This window comes from Paenibacillus litoralis, assembly GCF_046244365.1.
Taxonomy (GTDB): Bacteria; Bacillota; Bacilli; order Paenibacillales; family NBRC-103111; genus Paenibacillus_V.
Genome location: NZ_CP176395.1, coordinates 2,557,603 through 2,573,731, shown reverse-complemented (window position 1 = coordinate 2,573,731; position 16,129 = coordinate 2,557,603). Strand labels below are relative to the sequence as shown.

Here is a 16,129-nt window from a genome sequence, read left to right as displayed (position 1 = left end):
ACGTTATTTGGCCGGTTCCTTTTCCGCCGTTTTCGGGTTCAGGTCGTAGCCGAATTTCTTGACGCGATCGTTCATAACGTTGCCCGTAAACTTTTCAAGCCCTTTGGCGAATTCGGACCAATCCAGCTTGCCTTCTACGTATTTGACTTCCTGATCGCTCGCAAGCGGCTTATCGGCCTCGAGTTTAGCGGCGCCGGCCAAGTCGCTGTATTCCGTACGCATGTTGCCTTTGGCTTTGAAGCCGTCCAGATAGGAATTGATTTCGTCGCTCAGCTTGACGCCCGTAATAAGCGAAGGCCCCTGCACGTATTCCCCGCTCTTGATCGTGATGTCGTAGATCTTGGCGGCGATTTCCGGCGAATAGACGTATTTCAGGAAGTCGGAGGCGCGTTTGTACTGCTCCGGATCGTCCTTCTGCGAAAGGCCGAGCTTATGTCCGGCTACGAGCAGACTGCGCGGCTCGCCCGGGAAATTCGGGTCTTCCTTCGCAAACTTCGGAAACTTGAACGTGCCCCACTCGAACGTTTTATCCTTGGCCAGTTTCTGCATATCCCCGAGAATGGTGCCTACTTGCCAGCTCCCGAATATGAACATCGGAACGTTCTGCGCCATAAATTGCGAATACGTTTGACCGTCGTCCGGCGTCGACCAGCCTTTCGGAAAAAATTGCGCCAGGCTTTTGTACGTGGACCATATTTTTTCGTTGACCGGACTGTTCATCGGAACGGTTTTGGAGAGCGCGATGATTTTCTCCGGATCGAAAATCGCCGTCTCGTCGAACATCGCATTGTCCGCCGAGTACTTCACGTCCTTGTTTTTGGCCATCGTCTGCTCGTCGAATCTGCCGTCTCCGGGCAGCGTCAGCATTTTATCCGCATCCTTGCGGTACGCCCAATCCGCCAGGGAGAGCACGAGCCAGCCGTTGAAGCTGGACGCGCCGATCGGAGCGTTATAGCCGGCCGCCTTCAGCTTGCCGCTGACTTCGACGAACTCCTCGATCGTGGCCGGCGGCTTCACGCCGACTTTGTTGAAAATCGTTTTGTTGTAGTAAACGCCGAGGCCAACGAGGTCGAAAGGCAAGTAAGGCGTTTTGCCGGAGCTGCCGACCGCGAGCGCTAAATATTTGGAATCGATAGCGTCCCTTACCTTTTTGCCTCCATTATAAGGATTGGACTCGTTCAATAAGTCGTCGAGCCCGGCCAGCCAGCCTTTGGGGATTAACGCCCCTTCGTCCGCTACGCCCAGCAGATTCGTATGGACGATATCCGGCGCCGTCTTTTTGTCCGCGGACATTTTGGTCGTAAAGTTCTGGGCGTAGGTGGCGTTGTCGGCGATGATCTCAATCTCGACCGTCGTTTCGGGATGAAGCGCCGTATAGTCCTTGGCGATTTGTTTGAGTGCCGTCGTATAGTAGTTTTTGATCGTCGAGAGGACGACCTTCCGCTGCTCTTTCGTCCCGCCCTGCTCGGATTTCGGTTTGCCCTCGTCCGCTTTCTTCGTATCGCCGCCCGAACAGCCGGTCAATGCGATCGTCGTTCCCAATACGGCTGCCATCGTAATGGCGCCCGCTTTTTTAACCCCTTTCAACATCGGAACCCCTCCTGAATGTTAGTCTTGTCCCCTCAATCCTTACAGGTAACGCCTGCTTGCGTGCATCCTTACTTGTTCCGCCTTCCCGGCTGCCCGCTTTCGCTCTCTCCGATCTCCTCCCAGTCCGAATCTACATGAATATGTCCGAAACGCCAGGCTTCGTATGCGTTTATAACTATGCCGCGTCCGAAGGCGTGTCAGCCTATTCGAGCCAAAGCCCCGCGTTACTACCCGTTGCCTTGCAGACACGCTATGCTTCGGCTCTGTTAAGCAAAATGTTACGCGCGTAACATTTTGCTTAAAAAAATTTAGCTCTTGCAAGCCCCCGTCGAGTTTCGTTCAATCAATTCCAGCTTATTTAGAAAATAGCCCGTGTTGTCTTTCTTCAAATTGGTGTACAGCAGCTCGAACGCCCTCTCCCCAAGCGAAACCGTCGGCACCGCCATCGTCGTAAGCGAAGGATCCCAATACCCGCCGATCTGTATGCCGTCAAAGCCCATGACCGAAACGTCCTCCGGAACGTTTAACCCGGCGTGCTTCAAAGCGTTCATCGCGCCGAGCGCCATCATGTCATTCGTACACACGACAGCCGTAAACGGTTTGCCGGAGGCGATCAGCCGGTTCGCAAGCCGGTAGCCGTCCTCGATCGTCGTTCCGTACGGAGCGCTTCCGTCGATCAGCAGCGAATCTTCGCACGGAAGCTTCCACTTGTGTACGGCGCTTAAGTAGCCTTCGATTTTGCGGTCGAACTTCTGCGATTTGCCGAGACCGCTCACGTAGGCGATATGCCTGTGGCCAAGCCCGGTCAAATACTCGACCGCCTTGTGCATCGCATCGACATAATCGTTTTCAATCGACGAAAGCTTTTTGATATCCGCTTCCGCGTTGCCGCTCATGACCACCTTAATGCCGGCATCCACAAGATTATAAATTTTTTCCATGTGGAACTTGTAGGGAATGGCGACGACGAACACGCCGTCCACGCGGCGGGCGATGAAATTGTCAAAGTAATCGTCGAGGTTTTTGTAACCGGTGCAAATGTTGACGAAGTAGCCTTTTTCGATTGCCGCATTTTCGAAGCCGAGGATGATCTCCCCGTAAAACGGGTTGATGATTTCGTTGAGCACGATGCCGAGCTGCTTCGTCTCGTTGGTCACCATGCTGCGGGCGATCATATCGGGCGTATATTTCAGCTCTTTGACCGCTTCCAGCACCTTTCTCCTCGCTTCTTCCGAGACGCTTCGCGAATTGTTCAGCACGTAGGATACCGTTGCTGTCGATACGCCCGCCACTTTCGCAACCAATTCTCTCGTAACACGCATACTTACACTCCTAACCCTGTATCTCTATCGTTGTTACACGCGTAACATCTTTGTGTCTAAATAGTAACCCCGCGCTCCAACGTTTGTCAATAACCTTTTTGTCATTTTTCGGCAATGCAGCGGTGCCCGAAATAAAAGCAACCGCAGATTTCTCTGCGGTTGCTTGGTAAGCCCCTATGCCGTTAGTTGTACTTCGGCAGCCAGTCTCCGTGCGCTTCGATCAGGTCGTCGCAAAGCGCCACGATGTCGTCGATCGACAGCTCCGCGCTCGTATGCGGATCGAGCAGCGCCGCGTGGTAGATGTGATCGCGCTTGCGGGTGACCGCCGCTTCGAGCGTAAGCAATTGCGTGTTGATATTCGTCCGGTTCAGCGCGGCAAGCTGCGGAGGCAGGTCGCCGACGAACGTCGGGGTTATGCCGCTTGCGTCGACGAAACAAGGCACTTCTACGCATGCTTCCTTCGGCAGGTTCGTAATCAGCCCCGTGTTCATCACGTTGCCGCCGATTTTGAACGGATTGTCCGTCTCCATCGCTTCCATCATCCGGGACGCATATTCATGCGAACGCGTGTGCTCGAGATTTTTGTCGTTGACGAGCTCTTCGCGCATGGTCTTCCAGCGGTTGATCTGGTTGACGCAGCGGCGCGGGTATTCGTCCAGCGGAATGTTGTAGCGCTCGATCAGCTCCGGATAGTTGCGTTTGATAAAATACGGATGGTACTCGGCATTATGCTCGGACGACTCGGTTACGTAATAGCCGAAACGGAACATAAGCTCGAAACGGACCATGTCGTGATGGGTATCTTTTTGCTTTTCCTTGGCAAGCCGCTTGAGCTCCGGATACAGATCTTTGCCGTCCTTCGTCACTTCCAGCAGCCACGCCATATGGTTAATGCCCGCGATTTTCCACTGCACGCCCGTGTGGTCTACGCCGAGATGATTGAACAGGTGCGGGACGCAAGCTTGCACGCTGTGACACAGGCCGACGGTCTTGATGCCGCCGTATGTATTCATCGCGTTCGTCAATACGGCCATCGGATTCGTATAGTTGAAGAACCAAGCGTCCGGACAAACCTCCTGCATATCCTTCGCGAAATCCAGCATGACCGGAATCGTACGCAGGTTGCGGAAAATGCCGCCGATGCCGAGCGTATCCGCAATCGTTTGGCGCAGGCCGTATTTTTTGGGAATTTCAAAATCGGTAATCGTACATGGATCGTAACCGCCGACCTGAATGGCGTTGACGACGTATTTCGCGCCGCGCAGCGCTTCCTTGCGGTCGGCATACGCTTTGATCTCGTTTCTGCTGCCGCACGATTGCTTCAGGTTGTTCAGCATGTTCTCCGAATCCTTCAGTCGCTCGGGATCGATATCGAACAGCGCAATTTCAAAATCCTGCAAGGCGGGCGTCATCATGCAATCGCCGAGCACATTCTTGGCAAATACGGTGCTGCCGGCACCCATAAACGTAATTTTCGGCATACGATTCATCCTCTCCGATATGGAAATACTTGCTCTTCCTATTCCCACTATAACGAAAATGCTTTTACCGGAACATGGAACGAAGCGACTTCTATATGGAGAAATGTAGTTTCCTATGCGCCTTTGTTTGCTTTACGGACAAGCAGCATCACTACGGTAATGATAAGGAACGCGATTAAAGCCAGCATCGGAATCGTAATGACGCCGAACCAGTCGAGATAGTCGACGTCGCACGGCACAATTCCGCACGTGGTGGCGTGCTCCTTGAAGAATACCGTCTTTTGCACGAGATAGTGGTAAATCGAAATGCAGCCGCCGACAATCGAAAGCGGAAGAACGTACCTATAGACGTGAAAGTCTTTTTTGACCGATGCCACGCCTAAAATAAAGACGAGCGGATACATGAAAATACGCTGAAACCAGCATAATTCGCAGGGCGCGTATTCCATGACTTCGGACAAATACAAGCTCCCCCCCGTTGCAAAAAGAGCCACCGCCCAAGCGAACTGCAAGCCGTTGTTTAAAATAAACTGTTTCTGCTTCATAAATTCCTCCTAAATGGATCCGTTTCCTTATTCTTTCGTTCCTTTATCATGGCGCAGGTTTCAAGGGAAATCAAGAGGCTCACAAAATCGCCACATCCAACCGATCGCTGTATACCGGGCCGATCCCATAAAAGATCCGACGATTCTCCATAGCGAAAGGAAAGCTCTTCGCGTAAAATGATCGGTATAAGGATCGAACAGGACATTTGTCGTTTTTCGGCTCTGCGCGGCCGCGACTTGCGGCACGCATACGATCCGTATCGGGAGGCCTTTCATGCAGCAGTCGTTCCACTCCGTCGCCATCAATCCATTTCCAGGCAAAGGCGAAATTGTCGTTCTCTTCGCGGGACATGCCCAAACGGCTCCCGATCATAAAGTAGGGCCTCAGGTGCTGGACTATTACCTCGTGCACAACGTCGTCTCGGGGCGCGGCGTCTTCCAAAGCCGAGCGCAAGCCTATGAGCTGCAAAAAGGCTCCAGCTTCTTCATCTTTCCGGGCGAGCTAGTCAGCTACGACTCGGATACGGAGCAGCCGTGGCTGTACCGCTGGGTCGGCTTCAAAGGCAAAGAGGTCGACCGCCTGCTTGCCAATCTCGGCATTTCGGCGGATCGGCCGGTTGCGGATACGAGCGCAAGCCGCAAAATCAACGCGCTGCTTCATCAGATCGAACTCGCGCTGCGGCAAGCCGCGCCGAATTGCGACCTGCGCGCGGACGGCTATATGAGGCTGCTTTTTGCCGAATACATGACCGGAAGCGCCGACCGGAGCCAGCCGAACAGCGAGCCGGTATCCGACAGCAAACGTCAGGTCGATCATGCCATCCGCTGGCTGACCCTTCAGTATTCGCAGCCGATCTCAATCGAACAAATGGCGGCTTCGCTCGGCTATCACCGCACCCATCTGTCGAAGCTGTTCAAGCAGCAGACCGGCATGTCGCCGATGTCTTACCTGCTCCGTCTCCGTATGGAACGGGCCAAGCTGCTGCTTGCAGGGGATTTGACAATCGAGCAAATCGCCTCGTCCGTCGGGTTTTCGGACGCCCTTTACTTCTCCAAGCAGTTCAAAAAATGGTATGGCTCCTCGCCTACCCAATACCGGATCAACCTGTACGAGCAAGGCGCAGGACGGTTCGATTGCTCGCGATAGCCCGCTAAAGCGGGCTTTTTTCCATTATCATACAAATTCCGAACAGGCGAAACCGTAACGGTAAATCGGCTGCCTTTGTCTTTCTATTAGTAATGCCCGCTAACCTGATTGCTCTTGCCGCGCTGCATCTCCCGTAACAGCAAGCAGCTTTTGCTTCATTCTCTTTCCTTTCGTTGAGCATCTTCTCCTTGTCCATTAAGGCCTCATCAAGTAAACTGAAAATATATGCAATTCTGATAATAACAGATTTTATCGCAGATTCATTTTGGAGCTGATTCCTTTGCAAAAGATTCCGGTAACGAGAGACGGCAATGCCCATTCCGAGGTTGTCGTGATCGATTCCGACGATGTGATCAAAATAGAAGCCTTATCTGAAAATAGGATCATTTTGCATACGCAAAACGCCGAATATGTCATGACTTTTTCGATGGAAAGCCTGGAGGGCTGGCTCTTCGAGGAAGGCTTTCGCCTGCTCGATTCGAGCACTCTGGTGAACACGAACCGCATCACCCGTTACGACTCCGGCAAAGGGGTCGTGTATTTAGGCGAACCGGACGAGCCTCTCGTCAAGACGGCATCCGTCTCGCAGGTTAGCCGCGAGCAGCTGCTGCAAGTGCTCGCCGGCCGGCAGGAAGACGGAGGCCCGCCTGCTCCATCGTCGGATTATTCCATTGCTGAGGTAGCAACCTCTGTGGATCGCTTTTCGGGCAGGCCGGAAGGCGGCGATGAGCGAGGACGAGCCAGAGGTATGCCCGCTTCAATTACACCGTATGACGCTTTGACAGGGCTGCCTACCCGCGGCTCCTTTCAAGCGATGACTAACGCCCGCATGCGGGAGCCCTTGGAGGCAGGCCGAATGATGGCGGTAATCCTGCTGAATATCGACCGGTTCCAAACGTTCAATGCTTCTTTCGGTCATGCGGCCGGCGATCAATTGCTGCGTGAAGTTGCAGAGCGCTTATCGGCGGCGCTTCCGGATCATGCTTTCCTGTCGCGTTGCGGCGGAGACGAATTTCTGCTGCTGCTGCAGGACATGCCCAATCTCGATAAAGCTGCCGATTTTGTCAAAACCATTCATGCACTGCTGCGAGAGCCGTTCGAGAACAACGGGCACGACTTGTACGTTACGGTCAGCACAGGAATCAGCCTGTATCCGAATGACGGCATCGACGCCGAATCGCTGATCAAGCATGCGGATGTCGCCCTGCACCGGGCCAAGCAAAAGGGAGGAAATGCCTTTCAGCTGTATCATCCCGAAATGAACAGCCGATCGCTTCATCTGCTTACGATGGAAGTCGAGCTCCGCCAAGCCGCCGAACGCGGGCAATTCCTGCTTCATTATCAACCGCTGATCAATACGGCGTCCGGCAAAGTGATCGGCATGGAATCGCTAATCCGTTGGAACCATCCCGATTGGGGACGCCTATCGCCGGAAGCGTTCATTCCCGTTGCCGAGGAATCCGGGATCATCGGCCAGATCGGCCTTTGGGTATTGAAGGAAGCTTGCCGGCAAGCCAAGGAATGGCAGGACGCCGGACTCGGCGCGCATACCGTAACCGTAAACATTTCGTCCGGTCAGCTGCAGCAGCCCGGGTTCGTCGCGTCGGTCAAAGAAATCCTCGATGCAGCGGATCTTGCTCCCCAGCTGTTATGTCTGGAATTGACGAATAGCGGCGTTCTAAAAAACACGGCGTTTCTTGACGACTCCATGCATCGCCTTCTTCTGCTCGGCGTACAGCTGTCCATCGACAACTTCGGAACCGGCTTTTGCACGTTCGGCGATCTAAAGCGGTTTCGCGTTCAAACGATTAAGCTAGACAAAACGTTTATTCACGACTTGTCGGAAGACGGCGACAATGCCGCCATCGTATCGGCTATGGTCGCTGTTTCGCGGCGGCTCAATATGCGGACGGTCGCAAAAGGCGTAGAAACCGTCGAGCAGCTGAAGCTGTTACGGAAGCTTGGCTGCGAGGAGATGCAAGGCTTTTTGTTCTGCGCGCCGCTGCCGCCCGATCAAGTCGTTCCGTTTATGAATAATGCGGGTAACCGTCTTTTTGCTTAATAATGAAGGAAATCGTTCATGGCGGTGAAGCCGGGACGGTTTCCTTTATTTTTCCCCGAACGCGGTCTTACATTTTTTTGCTTTTTGTCCGTTATTCGAAACTTTTTGCCGAATTTTACGTTAAGATAAGAGTACTAAACCGACAGAAAGGGAGCATGATATGACGCAACCGACGGTTTCCCGTCAGCAGGCGCTTAACGCCGCTCAAAAAAAGTCCACAAAAAAACGCAAAGGATCCTTCCTGCGCATCTTAATTAATACGTCCATCGTCATGCTGAGCTTGCTTGCGCTGTTTATGCTGTGGTTCTTCTTCACCTCGTCAGGCAACAAGCTTCGTTACTTGATGGCGGACACGCTCATCTCTACCCAGCATAGGCACTGGGCAGCCTATTTAATCGGAGAGAAGGAGCTTTCGACCCGGGTTGACGAATATTGGAACCGCTTCGACAAATATGCCGAAGCTCCCATCGTGACTCAGCCTTCGTTCGAGCCTTCGCCGACAGGTCCTGCAGCCAGCAACGCACCGGCAAAACCGGCCATCGAAGTGAAGCCCATCGAAGGAAAAGGGCATTTCGGCTATTATAAGGGCTATTTATTGTTCGTTCACGATCCGAAGAAGCTTCGCATCGTCGTTCCCGACAAGTACGGCAAGGGGGAGAAGGTTTCCGCCATGGTCAAACGTACGGGAGCGCTGGCCGGCGTTAACGGAGGCGGCTTTGTCGACCCGGAATGGAAAGGAAACGGCTTCCAGCCAACCGGCATCGTCATGTCCGGGGGAAAAATCTTTTACCTCGACTCGGGCATGAATACGCCGATTCACATCGTAGGTATCGATTCGGAAGGCAAAATGATTGCCGGAAAATATTCGCCGAACGAGCTTCTCAAAATGAAAATGTCCGAAGCGGTAACCTTCTCGCCGCGTTTTATCGTCAACGGCGTCGGCCAGATCAAGGGTCCTGAGGACGGCTGGGGAGTAGCGCCGCGTACGAGTATGGCGCAAACCGCGGACGGCACGATTATTTTCGCGATCATCGACGGCAGGCAAACGCACAGCATTGGCGCGAGCCTCTACGAAATTCAGGAAATATTCCTGAAGGAAGGCGCGATTATCGCCGCCAACCTGGACGGAGGTTCTTCCACCGTTCTCGTCAAGGACAATGAGATCGTCAATAAGCCGGCAAGCGAATATGGCGAACGGTATTTGCCGACCGCTTGGCTCGTCTTTGACAATCCGCTTACCGCCCCTATCAAGAATGTCTGGGAAGGCGTCGACATCAATAAAATCGACCCTTCGAAATGGTAAAAGGCCGAGGGTAAGCGGCAATAACGTATTTCTGCAGCGCAAAATCGAAAAGGCTGACTCTACAGGGTATAGAACCTGAGGGCAGCCTTTTCTTTATGTTCCTTTCATTTCGTAGCTTCGGGCAAGCCGTCTTTTTTCCTTATTTCACTTCAAGCAGCTCGCGTTTGACAGCCGCTGGCTCCTCTGGCGCCGGCTCCAGCTGAGCCTCTTCGAATAGATCCGCCGCTTCTTCCGCTTGCCTGCGGCTTTCCCTGTAAGCTTCCAGCTTTTGCGCGATTGCCGCTGCCGCTTCTCTCGCCTTGCCTACCCACTCGGACGTTTGCGTGCCGACCGACTTCGCTACTTCTTGCGTTCTTTGGCTTACGCTACCGGCGATTTCCTGCGTTTTCTCACCGATTGCCTGTGCCTGCTCCGCGATATCCGCACGCAGCTCGCGTCCCGATTTCGGGGCCAGCAATAAAGCGGCGGCCGCCCCCACGACACCTCCGACAACTGTACCGATCAAAAAGCTTTTTCCGTTTGTTTTGTTGGCCATTGTTGCTCACTCCTTCAATTATATGTGACACGGCCGGCTATCCGGCTACTTGGTCCCGTTATCGTCTGCTTTCTCCCGCCGGGCATGCTGTACCATTTCCCACAGCTGTATCCCGATCGCCGCCCAATCCGCAATGTCCTCTGCCGCGCTTCTGCGGCTGCGCACGGATTCCTCAACGTCGGCTGCCGCTTCGGCTAATACGCCGGACAGCTTCCGCACGGATCCCGTCGCTTGACGCATCGCTTCCCCTGCTTGGCGGACTGCGCCGAGCATCGGATCGAACGAAGCCGCACGCTCCTGCATACTGTCCGTCAGCTTGCACGCGCTTCTCATCAGCGGCTCCGCTTCTCCGCTTAAGCGCTGCATGCCGGCTCTCACCTCGGCCAAGGCAAGATCCGTCTCCTGCAGCGTGCTTTTCGCTTTGCGAAGCAGCAAAATCGTATACACGGCGAGAGCCGCCACAGAAATGGCCATTATCGCGATGCCGATTTGAAGCACAATCATGCCGATCACCCGCTCTCCACATGAAATCCGTTTTGGCGTTCGCCGCGAAACTGGGTATTCGCCCAAAGCATAATACAGTATAGGTGGGAGAGACGGTTTTTGACACAACGAATCCAATATTTTTTGCAAGCATTTCCTTTCTTTCGGAAATGATAACCGAAGACAGCCAGGAATAAGGATGATCTTCCGGCGCAGGATCATTCGAAACTCAAAGGAGCCTAACGCATGGAACATCTCGACAACAAACGCAAAATCACGATCATGATCGCAATAATGGCGGCGATGCTTTTCGCCTCCCTCAATCAAACGATTGTCGGCACCGCACTGCCCAAAATCATTTCCATCCTGGGTGGGATGGACTATTACAGCTGGGTATTTACCGTCTACATGCTTACTTCAGGCATTACGACGATTCTGGTAGGCAAGCTGTCCGATATTTACGGCCGCAAACCGTTTCTGCTGCTCGGAATCGCCGTGTTCATCGTCGGCTCCTTCCTGAACGGCACCTCCACCGATATCGTGCAGCTCATTCTATACCGTGGTATCCAAGGGATCGGCGGCGGCATGATCATGTCCTGCTCGTTTACCGCGATCGGCGATTTGTTCGCGCCGCGCGAACGGGGACGCTGGCAGGGGCTGATGAGCGCTTCCTTCGGGCTGGCCAGCGTATTTGGCCCGACACTAGGCGGCTACATCGTCGACCATATGGCGTGGCATTGGGTGTTCTGGGTGTTCCTCCCCTTCGGCATCGTCGCTCTGCTGATGATATGGTTTATGTTTCCGGCGGTCGCCAGAAAGCCGGGCGAACGGGTCGACTACTTCGGCTCTTTGTTCCTGACGCTTGCCATCGTACCGATGCTGCTTGCTTTCACTTGGGCGGGCACGAAATACGCATGGGGCTCGGTAACCATCGTCTCCCTGTTCGCCGGTACGGTTGTCGCTTTATTTCTTTTCATCGTGATCGAAAATCGCGTGAAGGACCCCGTCCTGCCGCTGTTCCTGTTCAAAAACTCCATCTTTACGATTTCCAATATTATCGGCTTCACGATCGGGGCGGGGATGTTCGGCGCCATCATGTACATGCCGTACTTTATACAGGGAGTCATGGGCACATCCGCTACAAACTCCGGCTACGTCACCATGCCGATGACCCTCAGTCTCGTTGCCGCAAGCGCAATCAGCGGACAAATCGTGTCGCGGAGCGGCAAATATAAGCTGCTCGCCTTTGCAGGGCTTGCCATCCTTACGGGAGGCATGATTCTGATGTCCTTCATGGACCGCAGTACGACAACGTTGCATGTCATCGTCAATATGATCGTTACCGGATTCGGCATCGGGCTCTGTATGCCGATTTTTTCGCTTACCGTACAGAATGCGGTCGATCAAAAATATCTCGGCGTCGCATCGTCATCGTCGCAATTCGTCCGTTCGCTGGGCGGCACCGTCGGCGTCGCGGTCATGTCGACCGTCATGACGCACCGGATGACCGGCAGAATGACGGAGCTTGCCGCGGGAACGCCCGCGAACGCGGCCAATACACCGCCGGAGATCGGGCAGAAGCTGGCCGCGCTGCAAAATCCGCAAGTGCTGCTCGACTCGGAAAAGCTTGCGGCGATTCGCAATTCGCTGCCTGCGGATTACCAGCGCTTGTTCGCCGGACTTCTGGACAGACTGCGCGAAGCGCTCAGCTATTCGCTTTCCGGCGTGTTTCTTACCGGCGCGGCCGTCGTAGCGGTCGCCATCGTACTCACTTTCTTTTTGAAGGAAATCCCGCTCCGCAGCGGGGTGAAGAAGCCCCGGGCCGATGAGCCGGCGGAATACTTGGAGGAAATGGACGAAGAACGCGTAGACAAGCGTGGCAGAGCAAAAACGTAGACTTGCGGGCAAGATTGTAAGAACGCGAAAAAGACCGCTGACGGGCGCGTAACCCCAACGGTCTTTTCGGCTTCACTCTTAATGATGCGAGGGTATGTTGTACTTATCTTCGTCTTTCGGGAAAGTGTTGTACGGAATACAACATTTCAACCAAAAGTTGGTATAATCTGTCCTTTATCCGCGATTATCCTGTATGACGTACAACATTCCCTTATTTGGCCCTCATTTTAGCACCGAAATGTTGTAAAATTTACAACAAACAGATACTTGCCGTTTTCCCCGGACAAAACTGTGGTGACTACCTTTTCTGCCCCCTGATAAATAGCCCTGTAACCAATCCATCTCAGCTTCATAGACTTTCCTAGTAAAGTCCGGCCTTTCGGCTCGCCCAACCGTATTTGAGGCAAGGCAGGTTATGCTTATGAGGCTTTTTCGGTCTGCTTCCCTTTCTCTTCATCCTTCTTACGGTCGAATTTATCCCAATCGATAACGTTATTGATCGTTACCGCCAAGACAATGCCCATCAGCAAGCCGTTGGAGACGATCGGGCGGATCAGTGCCGGTACGTCGGCAAAGGCCGCGGCCGGAATGTTCATCAGCGAAAGTCCCGCCATAGCGGGTATCGCGATTTTGTAAACGGTAAAAGGCGTAAAGCTTACGGACCCCAGATTGCGAGCCGCCGAGCCGAACAGCTGCAAATACGCGACGAACAGAACGGCATGCCCGACGCTGACCGGCATCGAGGAGAAAAATCCGCTAAGCGCAGGGATGAAGCCGAGCGTCATGAATATAAGCGCTCCGACAAGAAACGGCGATCTGGCCAAAATGCGCGTCGATTGAAGAAAACCGAGCGATGAAGCGTAAGGCGCGTAAGGCACCAGTCCGAACGCTCCCGATACGACCGAATAGGCGCCCGTCAGCGCGAATGACCGCCGGTATTCCATCTCTTTCGTTTCGCGCTTGTACAGCTCCTCCGCCCCTTTGAGCGCGGCAACCGTGTTCGTCGTATTCAGCAGACCGGTGATAACCGTCATGATCAGAATGCTCGGCTCACCATGGAGCTTGCCCCATGGAAACAGGGACAGCAGCGGCCCGCCGGTCGCTTGTGCAGCGGCATCCGAATGGAAGAGCAGACGAAACGCGATCCACCCGACGATGATGCCGATCAGAATGGAAAAATTACGCACGAACGGCTTCCCTTTTATGCTAAGCAACAGAACGAAAACGACAAGGACAAGCGATAGGCCGGCGACCGGCACATCAATCTTGTTCGATACGGACAATCCGAGCATGCCCTTGAAAAAAATCATGATAAGCTGGCAGGCCAGCAGCAGCAGAAACACGGCCATGACCGGCTGGCTGAACCATTTGGTCAGCAGTCTGCCTATGCCGAGCGCACCGAGCAAGATCACGATCCCGCCGGAAATCATCATGCCGAGCGCCAAGGAGCCTCCGAGCTCCGGCAAACTGAGACCGAGCGATGCCGATGACGTGCACAGGCTGAGCGTAACGCCCCACCATAGCCCCGACTGCCCTTCCATCACCGCATAACGGTGTCCGATCAGCGCTTGCAGCGCGCAAGCGATGCCGGTAAATACGAAGGAGCGCTGAAGCGCTCCGGAAATCTCTTCAGGCGAAAGCTGAAACGCCGCGCCTACCGATAACGGAATGACGACCGTATTGGCGAACATGAAAAAAAACCATTGAACGCCCGCAAGTCCGATTGTCGCTGCCGATAAATTGCTTTTGTTCATAATCCGAACCGTTCCTCTTCGTTAGTATAGTCTCTAGCGCGGTCCGCGCTGCTGTCGTTTGCCATTATAACATACTTGCAGTCGATGGCAGCAAAAAAGTCCCCGTTTCCGGGGACTGCCACAGCCATATGAGACCAATCTAGGAAGAAGGCGATCGGGGCGGGGGTGTCCCTACTTCTCCCGCCATCGGCAGCGAAAAAAGTCCCCGTTTCCGGGGACTGCCACAGCCATAGGAGACCAATCCAGGAAGAAGGCGATCGGGGTGGGGGTGTCTCTTGGAGGAGCGTGAGCGATCGCCTTTGTGTTCGGGAAATGACCGCTGACGGCGGCTTCCAATCCCAATTTCCCGAACACAAGAGCGACCGGAAGGAGATACCCCCGTCACGTTGAGCCCATCTTCCTCCATTTTACCCCTACCCCCTAAACTAGCAATCCCTATTCACTCGCTTCCCCGAAACACCCCATCCCCGCCCAAGGACTTTTTTCGCTGCCGCCCTACTTCTTCATTTGTTTCTCCTTCACAAGCTTCGCATAATCCTCATCCATTTTGCGCAGGAACGTACGTACGTCGTCGCCGGAATCCACGAAAGGCTTCGCTTGGGTAGCGACATAGTTGCTGCCGTACGAGAGCATGTCGGGACCGAACGAAGAATACGGAGCAGGCGGCGCTGGCTTGAGCGCGTAGATGCTCTTGATATTTTTCTGTTTTCCCTTCAAAGCGTCCGCAGCGTAAGCATCGTGAATCGCCTGGTTATCCAGCACCGACGATACCCCATGGCTTCGGGACAGCTTCATTTGCTGCTCCTCGGACATCAGGAACTGCATGATTTGGAACGCTTCTTCCTTATACTTGCTGTGCTTGTTGATCGCGATCGTCAGCGCCATGTTGGAAGGCCCTTTCGTCGGCGCGTCTTTCCAAACCGGGACGCCGACGACGTCGTAATTCAGCTTCAGGTTCGGATCCTCAAAATATTGGATAGTATTGGCGATATTGTTAATAAACATCGCAACGTCGCCTTTTTTGAAATCGTAGGTAACGTCTTTCGCATAGTTCCCCGGAATTTCCGTCACTTGCTTGTAGAAGCTAAGGTACTTCTCGAACGCCGGTTCCTTCGAAAACTTCGGTTCGCCCGTCTTCGGATCGGTCCCTTGCGGAGACAGCTCCGTAAGCGCTTGCCAAAGGCCGTTCGTCGCGAGTCCGCGGTATTTGACCCCGTCCCGCTCCCCCGTAACCTTCTTGGCAAGATCAAGCGCTTCTTCCCACGTAATGCCGTCCTTCGGATACGGAACGCCGAATTTATCGAAAATATCCTTGTTATAGTGAAGCGCGAACGCGGTGTCCTCGAACGGAATGCCGAGCATGCGTCCTTTGCCTTCCGGATCCCGCGCTCGAATCGCATCGACCGTTCCTTTCATCAGCTTGCTTTCGTCAAACTTGTATTTTTTCATCAGGTCGTCGAGCGGGAACATCATGTCGTATTCCTTCAAAGTCTCGAAGCCGTCCGTTGCAAGAAGGAAATCCGGCACTTCTTTTTTCGCGAGCGTCTCCTGGATTTTATCCGCTTCGACGAAAGCGACGATCGTTTTGATGGTAATGTTGGGCCACTTTTCTTTGACGGCGCTGCCGATCCGTCTTTGCACCATGCCGTCGTCCCAAGGAGCCATGAACGTAAGCGTAATCGGATCCTTCGTCATTTCCGGCGCCTGGGACGGGCTGCTGCTTGCTGAAGGAGAGGCAGATCCGGACGATGACGGCGACGGCGATGCCGCCCCGCTTCCTCCGGTAGTCGATTTTCCGCAAGCAGCAAGCATAGTCAAAGCCATAACGCTCGAAAGAACAAGTGTAAACCCCTTTTTCGTTTTCATTTGTATCCTCCTCATCAATTTTCAAATACTGGCTTCTGCGATACGTGCTGCCTCACGAACGAACGATAGAGCCTCGTACTGCCCCTCGACATTCCCCCTTTCAAGGAAATCAAATGCTGCAAGCGTTCTATATTGATCCCCAAAC

12 protein-coding genes are annotated in these 16,129 nt (G+C 53.8%); 4 read left to right on the top strand and 8 right to left on the bottom strand.

Going from position 1 to position 16,129, the window contains the following annotated elements:
• Window positions 1-3: 3 nt before the first annotated feature.
• The 4 genes from ACKGJP_RS10330 to ACKGJP_RS10315 all read right to left on the bottom strand — a co-directional run bounded on the left by ACKGJP_RS10330 (window position 4) and on the right by ACKGJP_RS10315 (window position 4,938).
• Window positions 4-1,590: an ABC transporter substrate-binding protein gene (locus ACKGJP_RS10330; protein ID WP_409345570.1), complete on the bottom strand. Its 1,587-nt coding sequence runs from the start codon at window positions 1,588-1,590 to the stop codon at window positions 4-6.
• A gap of 308 nt (window positions 1,591-1,898) precedes the next feature.
• A complete protein-coding gene (locus tag ACKGJP_RS10325) occupies window positions 1,899-2,912 on the bottom strand; it encodes a LacI family DNA-binding transcriptional regulator (RefSeq protein WP_409345569.1) in 1,014 nt (337 codons plus the stop codon).
• Between the two features lie 182 nt (window positions 2,913-3,094).
• Entirely contained in the window at window positions 3,095-4,393 is a 1,299-nt protein-coding gene (locus tag ACKGJP_RS10320) for an alpha-glucosidase/alpha-galactosidase (protein ID WP_409345568.1), read from the bottom strand.
• A 113-nt stretch (window positions 4,394-4,506) separates the two neighbouring features.
• On the bottom strand, window positions 4,507-4,938 hold the full coding sequence (locus tag ACKGJP_RS10315; RefSeq protein WP_409345567.1) for a disulfide oxidoreductase: 432 nt from the start codon (window positions 4,936-4,938) through the stop codon (window positions 4,507-4,509).
• Between the two features lie 274 nt (window positions 4,939-5,212).
• On the opposite strand from ACKGJP_RS10315, the gene ACKGJP_RS10310 reads away from it, so the two are divergent.
• The 3 genes from ACKGJP_RS10310 to ACKGJP_RS10300 all read left to right on the top strand — a co-directional run bounded on the left by ACKGJP_RS10310 (window position 5,213) and on the right by ACKGJP_RS10300 (window position 9,450).
• Window positions 5,213-6,085, top strand: coding sequence for an AraC family transcriptional regulator (locus ACKGJP_RS10310; protein WP_409345566.1), 873 nt, complete (start codon window positions 5,213-5,215; stop codon window positions 6,083-6,085).
• A 280-nt stretch (window positions 6,086-6,365) separates the two neighbouring features.
• On the top strand, window positions 6,366-8,147 hold the full coding sequence (locus tag ACKGJP_RS10305; RefSeq protein WP_409345565.1) for an EAL domain-containing protein: 1,782 nt from the start codon (window positions 6,366-6,368) through the stop codon (window positions 8,145-8,147).
• Window positions 8,148-8,307: 160 nt separating this feature from the next.
• Entirely contained in the window at window positions 8,308-9,450 is a 1,143-nt protein-coding gene (locus tag ACKGJP_RS10300; protein WP_409345564.1) for a phosphodiester glycosidase family protein, read from the top strand.
• Between the two features lie 139 nt (window positions 9,451-9,589).
• Here the strand turns inward: ACKGJP_RS10300 and ACKGJP_RS10295 are convergent, their stop codons facing one another.
• Both ACKGJP_RS10295 and ACKGJP_RS10290 read right to left on the bottom strand, forming a co-directional pair.
• The gene (locus ACKGJP_RS10295; RefSeq protein ID WP_409345563.1) at window positions 9,590-9,985 is read right to left on the bottom strand and encodes a YtxH domain-containing protein; all 396 of its coding nucleotides are present in this window, start codon (window positions 9,983-9,985) and stop codon (window positions 9,590-9,592) included.
• Between the two features lie 45 nt (window positions 9,986-10,030).
• A complete protein-coding gene (locus tag ACKGJP_RS10290) occupies window positions 10,031-10,489 on the bottom strand; it encodes a DUF948 domain-containing protein (RefSeq protein WP_409345562.1) in 459 nt (152 codons plus the stop codon).
• 225 nt (window positions 10,490-10,714) lie between these two features.
• On the opposite strand from ACKGJP_RS10290, the gene ACKGJP_RS10285 reads away from it, so the two are divergent.
• The gene (locus ACKGJP_RS10285; protein WP_409345561.1) at window positions 10,715-12,364 is read left to right on the top strand and encodes an MDR family MFS transporter; all 1,650 of its coding nucleotides are present in this window, start codon (window positions 10,715-10,717) and stop codon (window positions 12,362-12,364) included.
• 419 nt (window positions 12,365-12,783) lie between these two features.
• Here the strand turns inward: ACKGJP_RS10285 and ACKGJP_RS10280 are convergent, their stop codons facing one another.
• Window positions 12,784-14,118 carry a uracil/xanthine transporter gene (locus tag ACKGJP_RS10280; RefSeq protein WP_409345560.1) on the bottom strand — a complete coding sequence of 445 codons (1,335 nt, stop codon included), beginning with the start codon at window positions 14,116-14,118 and terminating at the stop codon, window positions 12,784-12,786.
• A 495-nt stretch (window positions 14,119-14,613) separates the two neighbouring features.
• Window positions 14,614-15,984 (bottom strand): ABC transporter substrate-binding protein, encoded by a 1,371-nt coding sequence (locus ACKGJP_RS10275; protein WP_409345559.1) that lies wholly within the window; start codon window positions 15,982-15,984, stop codon window positions 14,614-14,616.
• Window positions 15,985-16,129 lie beyond the last annotated feature (145 nt).

Coding starts and splice junctions, on each gene's coding strand:
- ACKGJP_RS10300 (WP_409345564.1), top strand. CDS start 8,308: ATGACGCAACCGACGGTTTCCCGTCAGCAGGCGCTTAACGCCGCTCAA.
- ACKGJP_RS10325 (WP_409345569.1), bottom strand. CDS start 2,912: ATGCGTGTTACGAGAGAATTGGTTGCGAAAGTGGCGGGCGTATCGACA.
- ACKGJP_RS10275 (WP_409345559.1), bottom strand. CDS start 15,984: ATGAAAACGAAAAAGGGGTTTACACTTGTTCTTTCGAGCGTTATGGCT.
- ACKGJP_RS10330 (WP_409345570.1), bottom strand. CDS start 1,590: ATGTTGAAAGGGGTTAAAAAAGCGGGCGCCATTACGATGGCAGCCGTA.
- ACKGJP_RS10280 (WP_409345560.1), bottom strand. CDS start 14,118: ATGAACAAAAGCAATTTATCGGCAGCGACAATCGGACTTGCGGGCGTT.
- ACKGJP_RS10310 (WP_409345566.1), top strand. CDS start 5,213: ATGCAGCAGTCGTTCCACTCCGTCGCCATCAATCCATTTCCAGGCAAA.
- ACKGJP_RS10320 (WP_409345568.1), bottom strand. CDS start 4,393: ATGCCGAAAATTACGTTTATGGGTGCCGGCAGCACCGTATTTGCCAAG.
- ACKGJP_RS10285 (WP_409345561.1), top strand. CDS start 10,715: ATGGAACATCTCGACAACAAACGCAAAATCACGATCATGATCGCAATA.
- ACKGJP_RS10295 (WP_409345563.1), bottom strand. CDS start 9,985: ATGGCCAACAAAACAAACGGAAAAAGCTTTTTGATCGGTACAGTTGTC.
- ACKGJP_RS10290 (WP_409345562.1), bottom strand. CDS start 10,489: ATGATTGTGCTTCAAATCGGCATCGCGATAATGGCCATTTCTGTGGCG.
- ACKGJP_RS10315 (WP_409345567.1), bottom strand. CDS start 4,938: ATGAAGCAGAAACAGTTTATTTTAAACAACGGCTTGCAGTTCGCTTGG.